Origin of the sequence: Escherichia sp. AM3, from assembly GCF_032029835.1 — a bacterium.
Lineage (GTDB): Bacteria > Pseudomonadota > Gammaproteobacteria > Enterobacterales > Enterobacteriaceae > Escherichia > Escherichia coli.
Genome location: NZ_JAVUPQ010000021.1, coordinates 36,423 through 56,269, shown reverse-complemented (window position 1 = coordinate 56,269; position 19,847 = coordinate 36,423). Strand labels below are relative to the sequence as shown.

Sequence of the window (19,847 nt, the reverse complement as noted above, 5' to 3'; positions counted from 1 at the left end):
GCTGATAGAAACAGAAGCCACTGGAGCACCTCAAAAACACCATCATACACTAAATCAGTAAGTTGGCAGCATCACCGGCGAAGAGTTAAGGAAAGTAAGTGCCGGATATGAAATCCGGCACCTGTCAGACTTAAGCCTGTTTAGCCGCTTCTGCAGCTTTAACGATCACTGCGAAAGCGTCAGCTTTCAGAGAAGCACCGCCAACCAGCGCGCCGTCGATATCTGGCTGAGCAAACAGTTCTGCAGCGTTAGACGCGTTTACAGAGCCGCCGTACTGAATGATCACTTGTTCAGCGATGTTAGCGTCAACTTTAGCGATGTGGTCACGGATGAATTTGTGAACAGCCTGTGCCTGAGCCGGAGTTGCAGATTTGCCAGTACCGATTGCCCATACAGGTTCGTAAGCGATAACCGCACCTTCGAATGCCGCAGCACCCTGAGTTTTCAGTACCGCGTCGATCTGACGTGCGCAAACTTCTTCAGTTTTGCCCGCTTCGTTTTCAGCTTCGGTTTCACCGATGCACAGAACCGGAGTCAGGCCCTGCTCTTTCAGCACCGCGAATTTTTTCGCGATCAGTTCGTCAGACTCTTTGTGGTAAGTACGACGTTCAGAGTGGCCGATGATGATGTACTGAGCGCCGATGTCTTTCAGCATAGCGGCAGAAGTTTCACCGGTGAATGCGCCGGACAGGTTCAGGTCCACGTTTTGCGCACCCAGCATGATGTGGCTGCCTTCAGCTTCGCGCTTCGCCATATCGATGTACATTTCCGGTGGTGCGATTGCAACCGCACAGCCAGCAACACCTGCCAGCTCTTTACGCAGGTTAGAAACCAGCTCGTGAACCATGTGGCGGCTGCCGTTCAGTTTCCAGTTACCCATCACTAAAGGATGTCGCATTTTAATTCTCCACGCTTATAAGCGAATAAAGGAAGATGGCCGCCCCGCAGGGCAGCAGGTCTGTGAAACAGTATAGAGATTCATCGGCACAAAGGCTTTGCTTTTTGTCATTTATTCAAACCTTCAAGCGATTCAGATAGCGCCAGCTTAATCGGTTCAACAGCGAAGGTCAGCCCCTTTTCGCCGTTGTCCGCGACAACATAACGCAGTGCACCTTCTGTCTCGGTGTAATAACGTTTGTTTTTCCTCGCCGTTAGTAGCGACTGCAGTTTTTTCTGGCTTTGTGTTTTGGTCATTAATGGGGTGAGTGTGCGGATCACCGCTGCCATGTATTCCTGAGCTTTCGCTTTCGCGGCTTTTTGCTCTGGCCCCTGGATGGGTAGCCAGGTCATTTGAATGCTTTTGATTTTTAAGGTACCGCGCTCCAGCGCTGTAGAAGCATACAAGTTCTCATTAATTTTACTTGCAGCACGAGTGAGATTGGCTTTGTCGGGACTGCTGTCGATGGCACGAAATTCGTTCAGTGGCAGGCTGGGATTCTGGCTGTTAAAGTCTTCTCGAAACTGGCTGATGGAGAGATCGAAAGTAGGGGCTCCAGCCAGCAGATAAGGCGCGGTCGTTGCCGTATCTGGTGTTTGTGCATGCGCCGCTGTTGTAACGGTTAATGCAGAACATAAGAGAAAAAACAGCGTACACCCTGGCTTCATTGACAGTACCTTTTGTTATGACTGGCTCCGATTAAAACGATATCTGTCGCCCTTGTCAAAAGGGTAGAATCCTGGAAAAGACAACCATCAAGGAACTTACATGACCATACAGCAATGGTTATTCTCATTTAAAGGGCGTATTGGACGCCGTGATTTCTGGATTTGGATAGGCCTGTGGTTCGCAGGCATGCTGGTGCTTTTCTCACTGGCGGGTAAAAATTTACTCGATATTCAGACCGCGGCGTTTTGCCTTGTGTGCTTGCTCTGGCCAACAGCGGCAGTAACCGTTAAGCGCTTGCATGATCGCGGGCGTTCCGGCGCATGGGCATTTCTGATGATTGTGGCGTGGATGCTGCTGGCGGGTAACTGGGCGATTTTACCGGGTGTCTGGCAATGGGCGGTGGGGCGTTTTGTCCCGACGTTGATTCTGGTGATGATGCTTATCGATCTTGGTGCGTTTGTTGGCACACAAGGCGAAAATAAATATGGTAAAGATACCCAGGATGTGAAGTATAAAGCCGACAATAAATCAAGTAATTAACCTTTAATATATCTCTTACTGCTATTTTTTTCCGGGATTGTTATTTCCACGATGAAAATGACAATGCCCGGAAAATCCTTCTGAACTCTTCACCTTAAGCAATATCAAAAAAAATGGTAATCCATAAGATCATTACTTGTTTGTTCTTCCCTTAACGGCGCATTATTCTTAAGTCGTAATCGACAGAGAGGCGAATATACAGAGGTGCCCTATGAAAGATGTCGTAGATAAATGCAGTACTAAAGGATGTGCGATTGATATCGGTACGGTGATTGATAACGACAACTGTACCAGTAAGTTTTCGCGCTTTTTTGCCACCCGCGAAGAAGCAGAGTCTTTTATGACCAAACTGAAAGAGCTTGCCGCCGCTACATCCTCTGCAGATGAAGGGGCCAGCGTGGCCTATAAGATTAAGGATCTGGAGGGGCAAGTTGAGCTTGATGCGGCCTTCACTTTCTCATGCCAGGCCGAGATGATTATTTTTGAGTTATCACTGCGTTCGTTAGCTTGATGGAGTTGCTTTAGAAGGAGTTAAACATGGCTTATAAACACATTGGCGTGGCAATTTCCGGGAATGAAGAAGATGCCTTACTGGTGAATAAAGCCCTGGAGCTCGCCAGACATAATGACGCTCACCTGACGTTAATTCATATTGATGATGGCTTAAGCGAGTTGTATCCGGGTATCTACTTCCCTGCAACAGAAGATATTCTTCAATTGTTGAAGAATAAGTCGGATAACAAGCTGTATAAACTGACGAAAAATATTCAATGGCCGAAGACAAAACTGCGTATTGAACGCGGAGAAATGCCGGAAACACTGCTGGAAATTATGCAAAAAGAGCAGTGCGACCTCCTTGTCTGTGGTCATCATCACTCATTTATCAACCGTTTGATGCCGGCATATCGCGGGATGATCAATAAGATGAGTGCGGATTTGCTCATCGTGCCGTTTATCGATAAGTAACCGCTTACCAGTAATGCTCCGCTGTCATATGGCCCGGTCGGCGACGTAAATGTTTCGTCATCTGCCGGGTCTCTTTCAGCAACTGTTGTGTATCGCGCACCATCTGTGGATTGCCGCACAGCATCACATGGCTGGTTTCTTTATTCATCGGCAGGCCAATCGTGCTTTCCAGTTCCCCACTTTCAATTAATGCCGGTATCCGTCCGGTGAGCGACCCCGCTGCCGTTTCCCGACTGACCACCGTCTGAATGCGCAGTTTTCCTTCGTAGCGTTTTTCCAGTTCCTGCATCAGTGGCAAATAGCTTAAGTCGGCGGCATAACGTGCGGCGTGCACCAGGACCAGATTTTTGAAGCGATCTAAATCTTTACCTAGTTGCAGAATCGATAAATAAGGGCCAATCGCTGTACCGGTTGCCAGCATCCATAGCGTTTCGCAGTGCGGCACTTCATCGAGCACAAAGAATCCTGCCGCTTCGCTAACCACCTGCACTTCATCGCCTGGTTTCAGTGCCGCCAGTCGTGGGCTTAATTTGCCATCGGGGACGGTGACCAGGTAAAACTCCAGATCGGGATTATCGGGCGAGTTTACATAGGAGTAGGCGCGCTGGACGCGTTCGCCGTCGATTTCAAGGCCAAGCTTGGTAAATTGCCCGGCGGTAAACGGAAGCACGGGGGCGTGAACGGTGAGACTAAACAGGGCGTCGGTCCAGTTCTGCACTTTAGTGACTTTGCCTGTTACCCAATCAGCCATGTTTTTCTCCTGTTTTGATTGACTTGCCTTATCTTCGTTCTCCGAACAAAAAAATTCCAGTCCCGAAGGACTGGAAGGCTCAATCGATCAAATCAATCAGAGGATGTGCACCTGCATTTCCGGGTCTTTGCGATCCAGATAGTGGATGGACTGAATGCGGCGAATGGTGCGTGACTTGCCGCGGATCAGCAGCGTTTCGGTAGTCGCGATATTGCCTTTGCGGCTAATGCCTTCCAGCAGATCGCCTTTGGTAATACCGGTGGCAGAGAAGATGACGTTATCGCTGCGCGCCATATCGCCCAGGCGCAATACTTTACCGGCTTCGATGCCCATCGCTTTGCAGCGTGCCAGCTCCTGCTCGCCAATGCGACGATTCTCTTCGTTGTCGCCTTTGACGTCATGACGCGCCAGCAGACGACCGTTCATGTCGCCATCTAATGCGCGGATCACCGCCGCAGAAACTACGCCTTCCGGCGCGCCACCAATACCGTACAGCACGTCAACTTCGCTGTCTGGCATACAGGTGAGAATTGAGGCCGCAACGTCGCCGTCCGGAATAGCAAATACGCGTACGCCGAGTTGCTGCATTTCAGCGATAACGGCATCGTGGCGTGGTTTAGCCAGAATCGTTACCGTCAGTTCGCTCAACGGTTTGCCGAGCGCCGCCGCTACATTGCGCAGGTTATCCGCCAGCGGCAGGTTCAGATCAATGGTGCCTTTGGCTCCCGGCCCGACAATCAGCTTCTCCATATACATATCCGGCGCATTGAGGAAGCAGCCTTTATCGCCTACTGCCAGCACCGCCAGCGCGTTAGCCTGGCCCATCGCCGTCATGCGCGTGCCTTCAATCGGATCAACAGCAATATCTACCGCGTCGCCGCGACCAGTACCGACTTTTTCACCAATGTAGAGCATCGGTGCTTCGTCGATTTCACCTTCACCAATGACGATGGTGCCGTCAATGTTGACCTGGTTGAGCATAATACGCATGGCGTTTACCGCCGCGCCGTCCGCGGTGTTTTTATCGCCGCGTCCTAACCATTTGTAGCCAGCCAGCGCCGCTGATTCGGTGACGCGGGAAAATTCGATGGCAAGTTCTCGTCTCATAGCAAACTCTAAGCAGTAAGGAATGGCGCGAAGTGTAGCACAGGGGAAGGGAGGGATTATTGATGTGTGCGGGGTTGCCCCCGCACGTTTCGGGACTACCGGATGCGGCATAAACGCTTCATTCGGCATTTACATTATTCGTCGTGTTCTTCCCACGCCATCGCGCGTTTAACCGCTTTTTTCCAGCCTGCGTAACGGTAATTACGCTCAGTGGTTTCGATGCCTGGACGGAACTCGCGCTCAATCACCGCTTTCTCTTGCAGCTCGTCGAGGTTCTGCCAGAAGCCAACCGCCAGGCCTGCGAGATAGGCCGCACCCAATGCGGTGACTTCGCGCACTTCCGGGCGCTCAACGCGGGTGCCGAGAATATCGGACTGGAACTGCATCAGGAAATTGTTTGCTACTGCGCCACCATCCACGCGCAGGGCGTGCAGACGGATACCAGAGTCGGCCTGCATCGCTTCCAGCACGTCACGCGTCTGATAAGCAATAGACTCCAGCGTCGCGCGTATAATGTGGTTAGCGTTCACCCCACGAGTCAGACCGAAAATCGCCCCGCGCGCATACGGGTCCCAGTACGGCGCACCCAGCCCGGTAAATGCCGGAACCACATACACACCATTGGTGTTTTGCACTTTGGTGGCGAAATATTCGGAATCGTAGGCGTCGTTAATCAACTTCATTTCATCGCGCAGCCACTGAATGGATGCGCCTGCCATAAACACCGCACCTTCCAACGCATAGTTCACTTCGCCAGTCGGGCCGCAGGCGATGGTGGTCAGCAGGCCGTTTTCTGATTTCACCGCTTTCTCGCCAGTGTTCATCAGCATAAAGCAGCCAGTGCCATAGGTGTTCTTCGCCATCCCTTCTTTCACGCACAACTGACCAAACAGCGCGGCCTGCTGGTCACCGGCGATCCCGGAGATTGGAATACGCGTGCCGCCTTTGCCGCCAATGTTAGTCTGACCGTATACTTCGGAAGAACGACGCACTTCTGGCAGCATCTCGCGCGGAATATCCAGCACTTCCAGCATTTTGTCGTCCCAGTCCAGGGTATGGATGTTGAACAACATGGTACGAGAGGCGTTGGTGTAATCGGTCACATGGACACGGCCCTGAGTCATTTTCCAGATAAGCCACGTATCAACCGTACCAAACAGCAATTCACCACGACGTGCACGCTCGCGAGAGCCTTCCACATGGTCGAGGATCCACTTCACTTTGGTGCCAGAAAAGTACGGGTCAATCACCAGACCGGTATTGCTGCGGATATAATCTTCTAAACCGTCACGTTTTAAATGCTCGCAGATTTCTGCGGTACGACGGCACTGCCAGACAATGGCGTTATAGATAGGCTTGCCGGTTTCTTTTTCCCAGACAATAGTGGTTTCACGCTGGTTCGTAATACCGATAGCTGCAATTTGATCGGAACTGATATCGGCTTTCGCCAGCACTTCTACCAGCGTGGAGCTTTGGGTGGCCCAGATTTCCATTGGGTCGTGTTCTACCCAACCTGGTTTTGGGTAGATTTGCTCAAATTCGCGCTGCGACACGCTAATGATATTGGCATCGTGATCCATTACGACCGCGCGGGAGCTGGTGGTGCCCTGGTCGAGCGCAACGATATATTTTTTTTCAGTCATGTTTAATTGTCCCGTAGTCATATTACAGCGAAGCTTTTTGTTCTGAAGGAGTTGTGGTTTCCTTTTCTTCCACAACACAGATATCGCAAGGCAAATGGCGACCAATCAGTTTGCGGTAGGCAAATGCACCTACAATCGCGCCAACGATAGGGCCGAAAAGCGGCACCAGGAAGTAAGGAATGTCTCTGCCGCCGGTAAAGGCGACATTGCCCCAGCCCGCCAGCCAGGCAAAGACTTTCGGACCGAAGTCACGCGCTGGGTTCATGGCAAAACCTGTCAATGGGCCCATAGATGCGCCAATGACCGCAATCAGTAGACCAATCAGCAAGGGAGCCAAAGGGCCGCGTGGTACACCGTTGCCATCGTCCGTTAACGCCAGGATCAGCCCCATCAGAATAGCGGTAATCACCATCTCAACTGCGAAAGCCTGCACAAAATTGATATGAGGATTAGGGTAAGTAGAGAAAGTGCCAGCCAGATCAACACTTTCAACGCTGCCGCGAACAATGTGATGAGTCTGCTCGAAGTCGAAAAATAAATTGTAGTAAAGCCCGTAAACTAAAGCCGCAGCACAGAAAGCGCCGGCAACTTGTGAAACGATAAAAGGAATAACTTTGCGCTTGTCGAAACAGGCAAACAGCCACAATGCAATGGTAACAGCGGGATTAAGATGCGCGCCGGAAACCCCTGCGGTCAGGTAGATGGCCATTGCCACCCCCAGTCCCCAAATGACACTGATTTCCCACTGATCAAAAGACGCACCAGCGACTTTTAGTGCTGCAACGCAACCCACACCGAAGAAAATCAACAACCCGGTACCGAGGAATTCAGCAATGCACTGGCCTTTCAAGGTTGATGTTTGACTCATAATCGGATCCTGAAGAGTTAATGTTTGTTGTATGCGTGAAAGTCACGGACCTCCACGATGCTTGTAGGCATGCTGTAAACTTATCGTTAACGAGCAAAAACGAGAAATATCGAACTTAAAATGTGTGTGCCTCGTCATAAAATGAGCGTTATCGCGCCATTTATTCCATCTGATTGTACATGATGCATGTTTGTTAGATCATTCGCGCAACAAATTTATTAACATTTTCGATTGATGTGGATTATGTCACCAGGAGAAGGATGAAAAGTGTGGCAAACCGTAATCTGCAAGGCGTGCCGCTGGACAGCGATGGCGCGGCTTCATACAATCGGAGCTAACTAAAGTGCGCTCGTATTTATTAAGGCGTCACCGGTAATCGGGACGAGGATTTTTATCCATCAACGCCTTGCAATTCAGGAGAGGTATGACAATGTCATTAGAAGTGTTTGAGAAACTGGAAGCAAAAGTACAGCAGGCGATTGATACCATCACTCTGTTGCAGATGGAAATCGAAGAGCTGAAAGAAAAAAACAACTCACTGTCGCAGGAAGTTCAAAATGCCCAGCATCAGCGCGAAGAGCTGGAGCGTGAGAACAACCATCTGAAAGAACAGCAGAACGGCTGGCAGGAACGTCTGCAGGCCCTGCTGGGTCGCATGGAAGAGGTCTGATTACGCTTCATCTTCCGCGTAATTTCTTTACTGTGTAGGCCAACAGGTAACGCAGAAAAAAGGCACCTTGCGGTGCCTTTCTTATCATTCAATATCCAGCGGATCTTCTGAAAGAATAATCCCGGTATTGTCGGCATAAAGATGGTCGCCGGAGAAGAAGGTGACACCGCCAAAATTGACGCGGACATCGCTTTCGCCAATGCCTTCGCCAGCGGCACCAACCGGAATTGCCGCCATCGCCTGGATGCCGATATCCAACTCTTCCAGGTCATCTACCTGACGCACCGCGCCGTAAATGACCAGACCTTCCCATTCATTTTGTACTGCCAGACGCGCCAGTTCAGCATCGACCAGTGCGCGACGAACAGAACCACCGCCATCGACGACAAGAACACGACCACGGCCATTCTGTTCGAGCAGATCGTACAGCAACCCGTTGTCCTCGAAACATTTTACCGTGATTATTTGTCCGCCAAACGACGCCCGTCCGCCAAAGTTGGAGAACAGCGGTTCCACGACGTTAACATCTTCTTGATAGATGTCACAAAGCTCGGAAGTATCGTATTTCATAGGCTTAACATTCAGTTGCTGCGAGAATTTTCAGTATATCGCGCTATGTGGGCTGTTGGCAAAATCATCAATTGTTAATTGATATTTGTCAGTTATGCTGCCCACTGGCTTAGGAATATCCCTAAAACAAACAGCAGGTTAGTCAGTAACGCTCCCTTGACAGTACGTTCCAGCATTGGTCGCATCGCCACCGGGTCCATTTCCCGCATCACATAACGGGCTTGCTTCACCAGTAATGGTGCCGCCAGCAGGAACAGCCAGCCCCACAGGCTATGCAGCGAAAAGAGATTAAACAGCGCCAGACACACCAGCGAGCCCATCAGCAGGCAGGCATGATAACGACGCGCGTTCACTTCACCTAAGCGCACCACCAGCGTGTTTTTGCCATTTTCGCGGTCGCTATTGATATCACGCAGGTTATTAATATTCAGTACTGCCGTTGCCAGCAGGCCGCATGCGGTCGCCGGAAGGATCAGTGCCGGAATCAATGTATGAGCCTGTAAATACCAGCTCCCCATGACACTCAACCAGCCAAAGAAAACCAGTACGGAAATATCACCCAGACCGATATAACCATAAGGACGATTGCCCACGGTGTAGGTGATAGCGGCAATGATCGACAACCCGCCAAGAATCAGGAAACCGACAAAATCGGCCAGCGTATGGCATGCCACTGCAACCAGTGCCAGCCCGGAGAGACAGATGAGCACGACGGTAATAATGAGCGCCCGTTTCATCTCTTGCTGGGTAATGACCCCTTTTTGCATGCCGCGTAGCGGCCCAATGCGGTCAGGTTTATCGCTGCCTTTTACCGCATCGCCGTAATCATTGGCGAGGTTAGAAAGGATCTGTAATAGCCCGGCGGTAATTAGTGCCAGCAGGGCGACCAGCGGATCGAAGTGACCTTGCCACCATGCCAGCGCTGTCCCGACGATAATTGCAGCAAAGGCGAGGGGGAGGGTTTTAGGTCGTAAACTTTCCAGCCACGCCTGAGTTCGGCTAATTTGTTGTTCAGTCATAATACGCGCCAATAAAAATGGGGCCTTTCAGCCCCATCAAACAATGATGAAAATGATTGAACGCGATTATAGGATAAAACGGCTCAGATCTTCATCTGCCACCAACGCATCCAGATGTTTGCTCACATAATCTGCGTCAATAGTGATATTTTGACCGCTTAAATCGCTGGCGTCGTAGGAAATCTCTTCCATTAAACGCTCCAGAACAGTGTGTAAACGACGAGCACCGATGTTTTCGGTAGATTCGTTCACCTGCCATGCCGCTTCCGCGATGCGTTTAATACCGGAGTCGGTAAACTCGATATTTACGCCTTCAGTCGCCATCAGTGCTTTGTACTGCACGGTGATAGAGGCATTCGGCTCGGTCAGAATACGCTCGAAGTCGCTGGTGGTCAGCGCCTGCAGTTCAACGCGGATTGGCAGACGACCTTGCAGTTCCGGGATCAGGTCAGACGGTTTCGCAATCTGGAACGCGCCAGAAGCGATAAACAGAATGTGGTCAGTTTTGACCATCCCGTGTTTGGTGGAAACGGTGCAACCTTCTACCAGCGGCAGCAGGTCACGCTGAACGCCTTCACGAGAAACATCCGGACCGGAAGACTCGCCGCGCTTACAGATTTTGTCGATTTCGTCGATAAACACGATCCCGTGCTGCTCAACAGCGTCGATAGCGTCTTGCTTCAGCTCTTCCGGGTTCACCAGTTTCGCCGCTTCTTCTTCAATCAGCAGCTTCATGGCGTCTTTGATTTTCAGCTTACGCGCTTTTTGCTTCTGGCCGCCCAGGTTCTGGAACATGGACTGCAGCTGGCTGGTCATCTCTTCCATGCCCGGAGGAGCCATAATTTCAACGCCCATCGGTGCTGCGGCAAGATCGATCTCGATTTCTTTGTCATCAAGCTGGCCTTCACGCAGTTTTTTGCGGAATGCCTGACGAGCAGCGGACGGTTCCTGCTGCTGTTCGGTCTGTCCCCAGTTGTTTTTAGCAGGTGGGATCAGCACGTCGAGAATACGTTCTTCTGCCAGTTCTTCAGCGCGATAACGGTTTTTCTCGATAGCCTGGACGCGTACCATTTTCACGGCGGCATCGGTCAGATCGCGAATAATAGAATCCACTTCCTTACCGACGTAGCCCACTTCGGTGAATTTGGTCGCTTCAACTTTGATGAACGGCGCATTCGCCAGCTTAGCCAGACGACGGGCGATTTCAGTTTTACCGACACCGGTCGGGCCGATCATCAGGATATTTTTCGGGGTCACTTCATGGCGCAGCTCTTCGTTGAGCTGCATGCGACGCCAGCGGTTACGCAGAGCAATCGCCACAGAACGCTTGGCGTTGTCCTGGCCGATGATGTGCTTATCCAGTTCGCTGACGATTTCGCGTGGGGTCATTTCAGACATGGGAGATCCTTACGCTTTGTAGCTTAATTCTTCGATGGTGTGGAAATGGTTGGTATAGATGCAAATGTCGCCTGCAATATCCAACGCCTTTTCAGCAATTTCATGGGCGCTAAGTTCAGTGTTTTCTAACAGCGCGCGCGCCGCAGCCTGGGCGTAAGGGCCGCCGGAGCCGATAGCAATAAGATCGTTTTCTGGCTGCACCACGTCACCGTTACCGGTGATGATAAGCGATGCAGTTTCATCCGCGACTGCCAGCAGTGCTTCAAGTTTGCGCAGCATGCGATCGGTACGCCAGTCTTTTGCCAGCTCAACGGCGGCTTTGACCAGATGGCCCTGATGCATTTCCAGTTTACGTTCAAACAGTTCGAACAGCGTAAAAGCATCCGCAGTACCGCCCGCAAAGCCCGCGATGACTTTGTCGTTGTACAGACGGCGGACCTTTTTCACGTTGCCTTTCATTACGGTATTGCCCAACGTGGCCTGACCATCACCAGCGATGACCACATGGCCGTTACGGCGTACGCTTACTATAGTTGTCACGAGCTGACCCCTTGGTTACGAATACAGAGTACAAACCCCGTACAAAAGTACGGGGCATAATGCAATTATAGATGGGGGGGATTTTGAGGGTTTCAACCCCCGGCGGCGAGCCGAATGCAGTTTGTATGACCCGCCATCTTCAACCGATTGAGGGTGCTGTCTGCGTTCTCTTTGCCTTTCACCGGGCCAATGACCACACGATTCCAGCCATTGTTGGTGGTGATTTTCGAGTCAAAGCCTTCGAACGCCAGCTGAGCACGTACCGTCTCTGCCTGTTCCGCGCCTCTGAACGAACCGCACTGCACCATCCAGCGGCGTTCGTCTTTTTTCTCCGCCGTCGGTTTTGGCGCGTCAGCGGCACGAGCAACTGGCGCAGCTTGCTGCGGCTTCGACTGCGCAGTCGTGTGCGCAGGAGTTTGCAGCAGATCCTGGTACGGCTGCTGAGAAGAAGCCGGTTTAGACTGGCGCGGTTGCGCCTGTACCGGTGCGGCTTGCGACGTACGCGTCTGCTGCTGCCAGCTTTGTTCAGTCGTACGCGACTGCTGAGCCAGGCGTTGCTGTTCCGCTAATTGCTGCGCCTGACGTTGGCGCTGTAGCGTTTGCTGACGCTGTTCCGGCGTCTGTTCATTCCACGGAACTTCAACCAGCTGCGTTGGCTGCTGGCGCATATCAGCCTGCATTTGTTCAAGAAGCTGACGTTGTTCTGGTGTCAGTTGCTCCGGCGTTTTCACTTCACCACCGGCAGAAGGTTCTGTGGGCGCACGCACTCCCGGCTGGCGACTTTCCAGCTCTTTAATGTAGCGCCAGCGTTCTTCTGGTTTTGGTGGTAGTCCGTTTCCGGTCACTTTCTGGCTTTGCAGCGTCTCGGACTCTTCTTTCTTGTGATGCGTAATGAAGTACAGACCACCGATAAAGGTCACAAGAACGGCGGCAGCAATAGCGACCATAGCGGGAGAAACCGCAGGCAGATTTCGTTGCTTTTTCCGTGAGGTGCTCTTTTTTCGCCGCGAAGGTGCCGGTTGGCTGCGGCGTACATAATCTCGTTGTGCCACTATCGTTTCGCTGTATTTATTCGTTCGTCAGCCCGCCATGTTACTTAAGCGGCGGGCCTTTGACCAGTCACGGCAGTCTTAAAGGTTTACTTTAAGGTAACGCGCGTGTTGATCCCCGGATGATAAGTTCGCAGTCCATTAAACGAGAGCCACTGCCAACGTGTTGCCCCTGCATTTGATCAAGCAATAACAGCATAGCTTCCCGACCGATTTCGTAACGCGGCTGCGCGATGGTTGTCAGCGGCGGATCACAAAATTGCGTCAGGTCGATGTTATCAAAACCGATTATGGAAAGGTCTTCCGGGACTTTCAGCCCCTGGCGTTTTGCCTGAGAAAGTGCGCCGAGCGCCATCACATCGCTATGGCAGAAGACAGCAGTAGGCGGTTGTGGAAGATCAAGCAGCTGCTGCATCGCTTTGCTTCCGGCTTCGAAGGTGAAGTCGCCACGGGCGATGTATTGCGGATCAACCATAATGCCGCAGCGACGCAGCGCCTGAACATAGCCTTGCAGGCGGTAGTGACACAGCGGCATCTCTTCGGGACCGGCTATACAGCCAATCCGTTTATGCCCTTGCTCATATAAATAATTTACTGCATCAAATGCGGCGGTCAGATTGTCGATATGAACTGTAGGCAGCTCCAGCTCCGGTGCAAATTCGTTCGCCATCACCATCGGCGGCAGATTACGCTGTTCCTCAATGCTGGCATCAAACGGCAGCCTTGAACCCAGCAACAACATGCCATCAATTTGCTTGGTGATGATCAAATCGATAAAGGTTTTTTCCTGCTGATTTTGATGCGCACAGTCGCCAATCAGCACCAGATATCCGTGATTTGCCGCCGTAACTTCGATACCGCGAATAATTTCGCTAAAGAAGGGATCGCAGATATCCGGGACAATCACCAGAATGGTGCGGGATTCATTACGCTTGACGTTGCGCCCCATAGGCTGCGGTAAATAACCCACTTCCCGGGCCGCTTTTTCAACCCGATTACGGGTGGCCTGGGAGACTTTATCGGGATTCATTAATGCTCGGGAGACGGTCGCTGTAGAGACTTTTGCCTTGAGGGCAACGTCTTTCATGGTCGCGGCAGTTTCCTGCTTCTTCGCTTTCACACTCACTCCTCGCCTGGCACGTCAGGCGTACTACATCCATGTTTACTTCACATCGGCAACATTTTTAGCAGATAGCGCGTGAAAACGGTTACAGAATTTTCATGAAAAGTGTGATGAATATTGAATTTTTCGATCCGCCTCGCATCGTGAGCGGTTTAACCCTCAATCGGATCAACATCCAGCACCCATTTCACCTTACGGGAATCCGGTATTGTATTGATGAGCGCCAGCGTACCGTTAATGATGTGTTGCAAGCGCACGCGGGAAGGGTGCTGCAACAATATCTGCCAGCGCCAGCGACCGCCACGTTTAGGTGCCAGAGCCGGAACCGGACCGAGAACCCACAGTTTCTCGTCTGCCAGTGGGCTGGAGAGGATCAGATTACGCAGTTGTTGCAGGAACAATGGCGCGTGCTGATTGTTATGATCTTCCGCACGCACAATCACATGGCTGGTCCACGGCGGTAGCTGCATCATTCGCCGCTCAGCCAGCGCCTGTTCGGCAAAGGCGTCGTAGCCTTTATAGAGCAACGTTTGCAACAGAGGATGTTCCGGATGGTGCGTTTGCAGCACCACTTCGCCCTGTTTACCCGCACGCCCGGCACGACCGGCGACCTGGGTGTAAAGCTGAGCGAAACGCTCTGCCGAGCGAAAATCGGCAGAAAACAGCGCGCCGTCCACGTCCAGTAATGCAACCAGCGTCACATCCGGGAAATGGTGACCTTTCGCCAGCATTTGTGTACCAATCAAAATCCGCGCGCCGCCGCGATGTACTTCTGCCAGTTGCTGTTCCAGCGCCCCTTTGCGGCTGGTGGTATCGCGGTCGATACGAGAAATGGGCACGCCGGGGAACAACGGCGCGAGCGTCTGTTCAAGCTGTTCGGTGCCCAGCCCCACGGGGACCAGGTGCGTGGAACCGCAGGAAGGGCACTGGCGCGGCACCGGACGCTGACTGTCACAGTGGTGGCAGCGCAGATGGTGCTGCGCCTGATGCAGCGTGTAGTAGTGATCGCAACGTGGGCATTCGGCAATCCAGCCACAGTCGTGGCACAGCAGTGCAGGCGCAAAGCCACGGCGGTTAAGAAAGAGAATGACCTGGTTATCAGCCTGTAAATGCTGGCGCATACGAGTGATTAACGCCGGAGCCAGACCTGCCTGCACCTTCTGACCTTTTAAATCCAGCACATGTTGAATTGCCGGACGCGCATTCCCTGCCCGACGGGTCAGGCGCAGCAGGCGGTATTTTTTCTGCTGGACGTTGCATAACGTTTCCAGCGCGGGCGTTGCGGAGCCAAGAATAATCGGGATTTGCTCGCTGTGCGCACGATACACCGCCAGGTCGCGGGCATGATAGCGCCAGCCTTCCTGCTGCTTGTAGGAGCTGTCGTGCTCTTCATCAATGACAATCACGCCGAGATTTTTAAACGGCGTAAACAGCGCGGAGCGGGTGCCGATCACAATCGCCGCCTCACCATTTTTCGCTTTCAGCCACGCCGAAAGACGCTCGCTGTCGTTCAGGCCGGAATGCAGAACTTCCACGGGGGCATTAAAACGTTCACGAAAACGGGCGATAGTTTGCGGTGTCAGGCCGATTTCCGGCACCATCACCAGCGCCTGTTTGCCCTGAGCGAGCACGTTTTCCAGTACGCTGAGATAAACCTCCGTTTTACCGGAACCGGTAACGCCCGCCAGCAGCCAGGCAGAAAAAGTATCTGCCGCGCTATGAATTGCGCCAACGGCGGTGGCCTGTTCGGTATTCAATCGCAACCGCTCACCAGAAACGGCATAGTTCGTTCGCCAGTCGCTAAACTCTGGTGTTTCACTTGCTAAATCACACAGACCTTTTTTGCGTAGCGCCTGCAACGCGGCATCATTAAATTCGAGCGTGGCGACCTGGTCGCGCCAGATTTTGCCTTGCCGTAACGCCGCCAGCGCCTGTTGTTGCTTGGGGGAGCGTTTCAGGCTGTTCAGATCCACCGCCTGGCCTTGTTCAGTGGCAAACCAGTACCACATCGGCGCGTTCGCCGCAGGCCGCCCCTGGCGCAGTAAAATCGGCAAGGCATGAAACAGCACATCGCCAATCGGATGATGATAGTAATCTGCCGCCCAGAGCAGTAACCGCCAGACGGAGTGAGTAAATACCGGCTCAACGTCCAGCACTTCCACTACCGCTTTCAGCTCGTTAAGCGGCAGCTCACTGACATCGCTAACTGACACCACAACCCCGATGCGCTCCTGCTGTTTGCCAAACGGCACGCGCACGCGACACCCGGCTTTAACCGTCATGCCTTCTGGCAGCAGATAGTCAAAGGTACGAGGAAGCGGAACGGGCAAGGCAACGTGGGCAACGGGCATAGCATCATCCTGACTTGAAATTCGGTGGGTTAGTATACACATTGCCGTAGAAGAGTGCGGATCAGTTTGCATACGCTGGTTAATTTCTGTATGATTTCGCGCCTTCGTACGAAATGATCGTATTGAAGCTATACTTTTAACATCGCGTGGTGTCTGGCGTTAGGGCTGGAAGAGCGACGCGGCCTTAAACCGAGGTTTTCCCATGAAAAAAGATATTCACCCGAAATACGAAGAAATTACTGCTAGCTGCTCTTGCGGTAACGTAATGAAAATCCGCTCCACCGTTGGTCATGACCTGAACCTCGACGTGTGCAGCAAGTGCCACCCATTCTTCACTGGCAAACAGCGTGATGTTGCTACCGGTGGCCGTGTTGACCGCTTCAACAAGCGTTTCAACATCCCGGGCAGCAAATAAGACCGGATTTCCGAAAAAAGCGCCGCACGGCGCTTTTTTTGTGCCTGACAATCGTTAAGGCATTGCGCTTATCACACTCCCCGCCGTCAATTTTAAAGCCGATTCAATCTCTATCCCCGCGCTTTGTAACCCTTTTGCCGTCCATTTATTACAGGTATTTAAAATCCCATAGCGACCATTGGCGGCATAAAACTGGCTGTCACCATAAATGCCTTTTTTGAGTGGAATAACATTTCCCGCCTCGCTACGGGAAAAACTGCGGCCAATAAATAGCATTAAGGTCGCAAGTTGACCGTTGTTAATTGTCAGTGGCTTAACTTCACTGCCAGGAAAATAGCGTTCAGGTGGGGCAGAGAACGCCACCACATGCATTACTGCGCCAGTAGACCAGAACATCGCCTGCAATGTCAGGCGACTGGTAATTTCCTGTGCCTGATAAAAGCCTTTATCGCCCCAGCCGATTTCATACCATTTTGGTTGCGCAAATCTCGCGTCGAGTTGCGGTAAAACACGATTAACGATTGCGGCGGGCACCACAATTCCGGTATGCCAGCCGTGACTGACAATATAAATATTATGCTGACCTGCAAAGTCATTGTTTACCGGAGCGACAGCTTGCGGAAAGGTCGAGCAACTACAAAGCAACAAACAGACTACGGCGGGAATTATTTTTTTCATCATCCATTACCACGAAAACAGCGGCCACTCTTTGGCGACTGTGGTGAGTTGTGGCGCGTCGAAAACGGCTTGTGGTGAAACTACCGTTTCCTCAAGCGGAATATTTTTGCCGTAGCGTTCTTTGAGCTTAGCCTGGACCAGCGGGTTGCTGAGATCGAACTCTTTCAACTTCTGCTGCTCGCCCACGCGCATTCCCAGCGCGTTCTGGTAAACCTTCCACACCACTTCCGAACAGTACTGGCGATCGTCGCTCCATGAGAAGCTGAAATCATACGGTTTACCGAGATAACGTTTTGCCGTTTGCGCCAGTTTTTGCTGTTGTTCAACACTCAGTCCGCCTTCAACGCGGCGAACAACGTATTTGCCCTTTTCACCATGGGCGATCCACTGCTTGAGCGGGGTGTATTTCACCGGGCCGACCGCTTCAAAAACGTAGGGCTTTTTGTTGCGTATCACCAGCATACCGGTGTGGCTATAATCGGAATGGGTCGCCAGTTGGATCGCTTTACTTTGCGATGAGCGAGAGATCTGAAAGATGATGTCGCCGGTTTGTGGTTGCCAGGCAAAGGCAGGTACAGAAACCAGCAGGCTGAGGATCAGCAGCCTGTTTTTCATAGTTAAACGTCCATGTATAAAAAGCGGTGGGTCGCAGACAACGTGCTCGTTGTTTATGCCGGATGCGGCGTGAACGCCTTATCCGGCCTACAAGTTCGTGCAAATTCAATAAATTGCAATATGACGTAGGCCTGATAAGCGTAGCGCATCAGGCGATTCCACTCCGCGCCGCTCTTTTTTGCTTTAGTATTCCCACGTCTCCGGGTTAATCCCCATCTCACGCATGATCTCTTTTGCCGCTTCCGGGATTTCGTCGCTGCGCTCTTTACGCAGATCGGCATCATCCGGCAAAGGTTGCCCGGTAAAGGCATGCAGAAACGCTTCGCACAGCAGCTCGCTGTTGGTAGCGTGACGCAGGTTGTTCACCTGACGACGCGTGCGTTCATCGGTGAGGATTTTTAACACCTTAAGAGGAATGGAAACCGTAATCTTTTTGACTTGTTCACTCTTCTTGCCGTGCTCAGCGTATGGGCTGATATATTCGCCGCTCCATTCAGCCATGAGATACTTAATCCTCTTCGTCAATAAATTGAGACCAGACCACACAGTTGATGTGGGTACTGACCGTAAACCCGCATAGTTTACCGTACAGGCGTTACCGTGACATCGTGTAATGCACCTGTCGGCGTGATAATGCATATAATTTTAACGGCTATTTGGGATTTGCTCAATCTATACGCAAAGAAGTTTAGATGTCCAGATGTATTGACGTCCATTAACACAATGTTTACTCTGGTGCCTGACATTTCACCGACAAAGCCCAGGGAACTTCATCACATGACGCGTAAACAGGCCACCATCGCAGTGCGTAGCGGGTTAAATGACGACGAACAGTATGGTTGCGTTGTCCCACCGATCCATCTTTCCAGCACCTATAACTTTACCGGATTTAATGAACCGCGCGCGCATGATTACTCGCGTCGCGGCAACCCAACGCGCGATGTGGTTCAGCGTGCGCTGGCAGAACTGGAAGGTGGTGCCGGTGCAGTGCTCACCAATACCGGCATGTCAGCCATCCATCTGGTAACCACCGTCTTTTTGAAACCTGGCGATTTGCTGGTTGCGCCGCACGACTGCTACGGCGGTAGCTATCGCCTGTTCGACAGCCTGGCGAAACGTGGTTGCTATCGCGTGTTGTTTGTTGATCAAGGCGATGAACAGGCATTACGGGCAGCGCTGGCAGAAAAACCCAAACTGGTACTGGTAGAAAGCCCAAGTAATCCATTGTTACGCGTCGTGGATATTGCGAAAATCTGCCATCTGGCAAGGGAAGTCGGGGCGGTGAGCGTGGTGGATAACACCTTCTTAAGCCCGGCATTACAAAATCCGCTGGCATTAGGTGCCGATCTGGTGTTGCATTCATGCACGAAATATCTGAACGGTCACTCAGACGTAGTGGCCGGCGTGGTGATTGCTAAAGACCCGGACGTTGTCACTGAACTGGCCTGGTGGGCAAACAATATTGGCGTGACGGGCGGCGCGTTTGACAGCTATCTGCTGCTACGTGGGTTGCGAACGCTGGTGCCGCGTATGGAGCTGGCGCAGCGTAACGCGCAGGCGATTGTGAAATATCTGCAAACCCAGCCGTTGGTGAAAAAACTGTATCACCCGTCGCTGCCGGAAAATCAGGGGCATGAAATTGCCGCGCGCCAGCAAAAAGGCTTTGGCGCAATGTTGAGTTTTGAACTGGATGGCGATGAGCAGACGCTGCGTCGTTTCCTGGGCGGGCTGTCGTTGTTTACGCTGGCGGAATCATTAGGGGGAGTGGAAAGTTTAATCTCTCACGCCGCAACCATGACACATGCAGGCATGGCACCAGAAGCGCGTGCTGCCGCCGGGATCTCCGAGACGCTGCTGCGTATCTCCACCGGTATTGAAGATGGCGAAGATTTAATTGCCGACCTGGAAAATGGCTTCCGGGCTGCAAACAAGGGGTAA

General features: G+C 52.1%; 22 protein-coding genes. 6 read left to right on the top strand and 16 right to left on the bottom strand.

The features are described from left to right. Nucleotides 1-130 precede the first annotated feature (130 nt). Both tpiA and RTW80_RS10855 read right to left on the bottom strand, forming a co-directional pair. Nucleotides 131-898: a triose-phosphate isomerase gene (gene tpiA / locus RTW80_RS10860; protein ID WP_001216325.1), complete on the bottom strand. Its 768-nt coding sequence runs from the start codon at nt 896-898 to the stop codon at nt 131-133. 107 nt (nt 899-1,005) lie between these two features. After that, on the bottom strand, nt 1,006-1,605 hold the full coding sequence (locus tag RTW80_RS10855; RefSeq protein WP_032247387.1) for a YiiQ family protein: 600 nt from the start codon (nt 1,603-1,605) through the stop codon (nt 1,006-1,008). Nucleotides 1,606-1,705: 100 nt separating this feature from the next. Between RTW80_RS10855 and RTW80_RS10850 the strand changes: the two genes are divergently transcribed. From RTW80_RS10850 to uspD, 3 genes are all read left to right on the top strand, one after another. Beyond that, on the top strand, nt 1,706-2,146 hold the full coding sequence (locus tag RTW80_RS10850; protein ID WP_000155257.1) for a DUF805 domain-containing protein: 441 nt from the start codon (nt 1,706-1,708) through the stop codon (nt 2,144-2,146). A 211-nt stretch (nt 2,147-2,357) separates the two neighbouring features. Beyond that, entirely contained in the window at nt 2,358-2,657 is a 300-nt protein-coding gene (locus RTW80_RS10845) for a DUF406 domain-containing protein (protein WP_000655989.1), read from the top strand. 26 nt (nt 2,658-2,683) lie between these two features. Further along, nucleotides 2,684-3,112 (top strand): universal stress protein UspD, encoded by a 429-nt coding sequence (gene uspD, locus RTW80_RS10840; RefSeq protein ID WP_000323556.1) that lies wholly within the window; start codon nt 2,684-2,686, stop codon nt 3,110-3,112. 4 nt (nt 3,113-3,116) lie between these two features. Here the strand turns inward: uspD and fpr are convergent, their stop codons facing one another. The 4 genes from fpr to glpF form a co-directional block, all read right to left on the bottom strand. Further along, entirely contained in the window at nt 3,117-3,863 is a 747-nt protein-coding gene (fpr, locus tag RTW80_RS10835) for a ferredoxin--NADP(+) reductase (protein ID WP_000796332.1), read from the bottom strand. A gap of 96 nt (nt 3,864-3,959) precedes the next feature. Then, entirely contained in the window at nt 3,960-4,970 is a 1,011-nt protein-coding gene (glpX, locus tag RTW80_RS10830) for a class II fructose-bisphosphatase (RefSeq protein WP_001250644.1), read from the bottom strand. Nucleotides 4,971-5,104: 134 nt separating this feature from the next. Next, a complete protein-coding gene (gene glpK, locus RTW80_RS10825) occupies nt 5,105-6,613 on the bottom strand; it encodes a glycerol kinase GlpK (protein ID WP_000136788.1) in 1,509 nt (502 codons plus the stop codon). Nucleotides 6,614-6,635: 22 nt separating this feature from the next. Continuing rightward, nucleotides 6,636-7,481, bottom strand: coding sequence for a glycerol uptake facilitator protein GlpF (gene glpF, locus RTW80_RS10820; RefSeq protein WP_000084258.1), 846 nt, complete (start codon nt 7,479-7,481; stop codon nt 6,636-6,638). A gap of 424 nt (nt 7,482-7,905) precedes the next feature. Here glpF and zapB point away from each other — a divergent pair, with 424 nt between their 5' ends. Further along, a complete protein-coding gene (gene zapB, locus RTW80_RS10815) occupies nt 7,906-8,151 on the top strand; it encodes a septal ring assembly protein ZapB (RefSeq protein WP_001296623.1) in 246 nt (81 codons plus the stop codon). Nucleotides 8,152-8,235: 84 nt separating this feature from the next. Here the strand turns inward: zapB and rraA are convergent, their stop codons facing one another. The 7 genes from rraA to priA form a co-directional block, all read right to left on the bottom strand. Next, nucleotides 8,236-8,721 carry a ribonuclease E activity regulator RraA gene (gene rraA / locus RTW80_RS10810; protein ID WP_000872908.1) on the bottom strand — a complete coding sequence of 162 codons (486 nt, stop codon included), beginning with the start codon at nt 8,719-8,721 and terminating at the stop codon, nt 8,236-8,238. A 92-nt stretch (nt 8,722-8,813) separates the two neighbouring features. Beyond that, the gene (gene menA, locus RTW80_RS10805; RefSeq protein ID WP_000139496.1) at nt 8,814-9,740 is read right to left on the bottom strand and encodes a 1,4-dihydroxy-2-naphthoate polyprenyltransferase; all 927 of its coding nucleotides are present in this window, start codon (nt 9,738-9,740) and stop codon (nt 8,814-8,816) included. A gap of 66 nt (nt 9,741-9,806) precedes the next feature. Further along, a complete protein-coding gene (hslU, locus tag RTW80_RS10800) occupies nt 9,807-11,138 on the bottom strand; it encodes an HslU--HslV peptidase ATPase subunit (RefSeq protein ID WP_001293341.1) in 1,332 nt (443 codons plus the stop codon). Between the two features lie 9 nt (nt 11,139-11,147). Further along, complete coding sequence (hslV, locus tag RTW80_RS10795) at nt 11,148-11,678, bottom strand: ATP-dependent protease subunit HslV (protein ID WP_032247388.1); 531 nt, start codon at nt 11,676-11,678, stop codon at nt 11,148-11,150. A 92-nt stretch (nt 11,679-11,770) separates the two neighbouring features. After that, nucleotides 11,771-12,730 carry a cell division protein FtsN gene (gene ftsN, locus RTW80_RS10790; RefSeq protein ID WP_000068828.1) on the bottom strand — a complete coding sequence of 320 codons (960 nt, stop codon included), beginning with the start codon at nt 12,728-12,730 and terminating at the stop codon, nt 11,771-11,773. A gap of 91 nt (nt 12,731-12,821) precedes the next feature. Then, on the bottom strand, nt 12,822-13,847 hold the full coding sequence (gene cytR / locus RTW80_RS10785; RefSeq protein WP_000644904.1) for a DNA-binding transcriptional regulator CytR: 1,026 nt from the start codon (nt 13,845-13,847) through the stop codon (nt 12,822-12,824). A gap of 155 nt (nt 13,848-14,002) precedes the next feature. Beyond that, nucleotides 14,003-16,201 (bottom strand): primosomal protein N', encoded by a 2,199-nt coding sequence (gene priA / locus RTW80_RS10780; RefSeq protein ID WP_001300388.1) that lies wholly within the window; start codon nt 16,199-16,201, stop codon nt 14,003-14,005. 202 nt (nt 16,202-16,403) lie between these two features. On the opposite strand from priA, the gene rpmE reads away from it, so the two are divergent. Next, on the top strand, nt 16,404-16,616 hold the full coding sequence (gene rpmE, locus RTW80_RS10775; RefSeq protein ID WP_000710769.1) for a 50S ribosomal protein L31: 213 nt from the start codon (nt 16,404-16,406) through the stop codon (nt 16,614-16,616). Between the two features lie 54 nt (nt 16,617-16,670). On the opposite strand, the gene RTW80_RS10770 is transcribed toward rpmE, so the two are convergent. From RTW80_RS10770 to metJ, 3 genes are all read right to left on the bottom strand, one after another. Further along, on the bottom strand, nt 16,671-17,294 hold the full coding sequence (locus tag RTW80_RS10770; RefSeq protein WP_312719085.1) for a TIGR02117 family protein: 624 nt from the start codon (nt 17,292-17,294) through the stop codon (nt 16,671-16,673). Between the two features lie 6 nt (nt 17,295-17,300). After that, nucleotides 17,301-17,909 (bottom strand): YiiX family permuted papain-like enzyme, encoded by a 609-nt coding sequence (locus RTW80_RS10765; RefSeq protein ID WP_000797341.1) that lies wholly within the window; start codon nt 17,907-17,909, stop codon nt 17,301-17,303. 183 nt (nt 17,910-18,092) lie between these two features. Continuing rightward, nucleotides 18,093-18,410: a met regulon transcriptional regulator MetJ gene (gene metJ, locus RTW80_RS10760; RefSeq protein WP_000852812.1), complete on the bottom strand. Its 318-nt coding sequence runs from the start codon at nt 18,408-18,410 to the stop codon at nt 18,093-18,095. A gap of 276 nt (nt 18,411-18,686) precedes the next feature. On the opposite strand from metJ, the gene metB reads away from it, so the two are divergent. Then, nucleotides 18,687-19,847 (top strand): cystathionine gamma-synthase, encoded by a 1,161-nt coding sequence (gene metB, locus RTW80_RS10755; RefSeq protein WP_001295694.1) that lies wholly within the window; start codon nt 18,687-18,689, stop codon nt 19,845-19,847.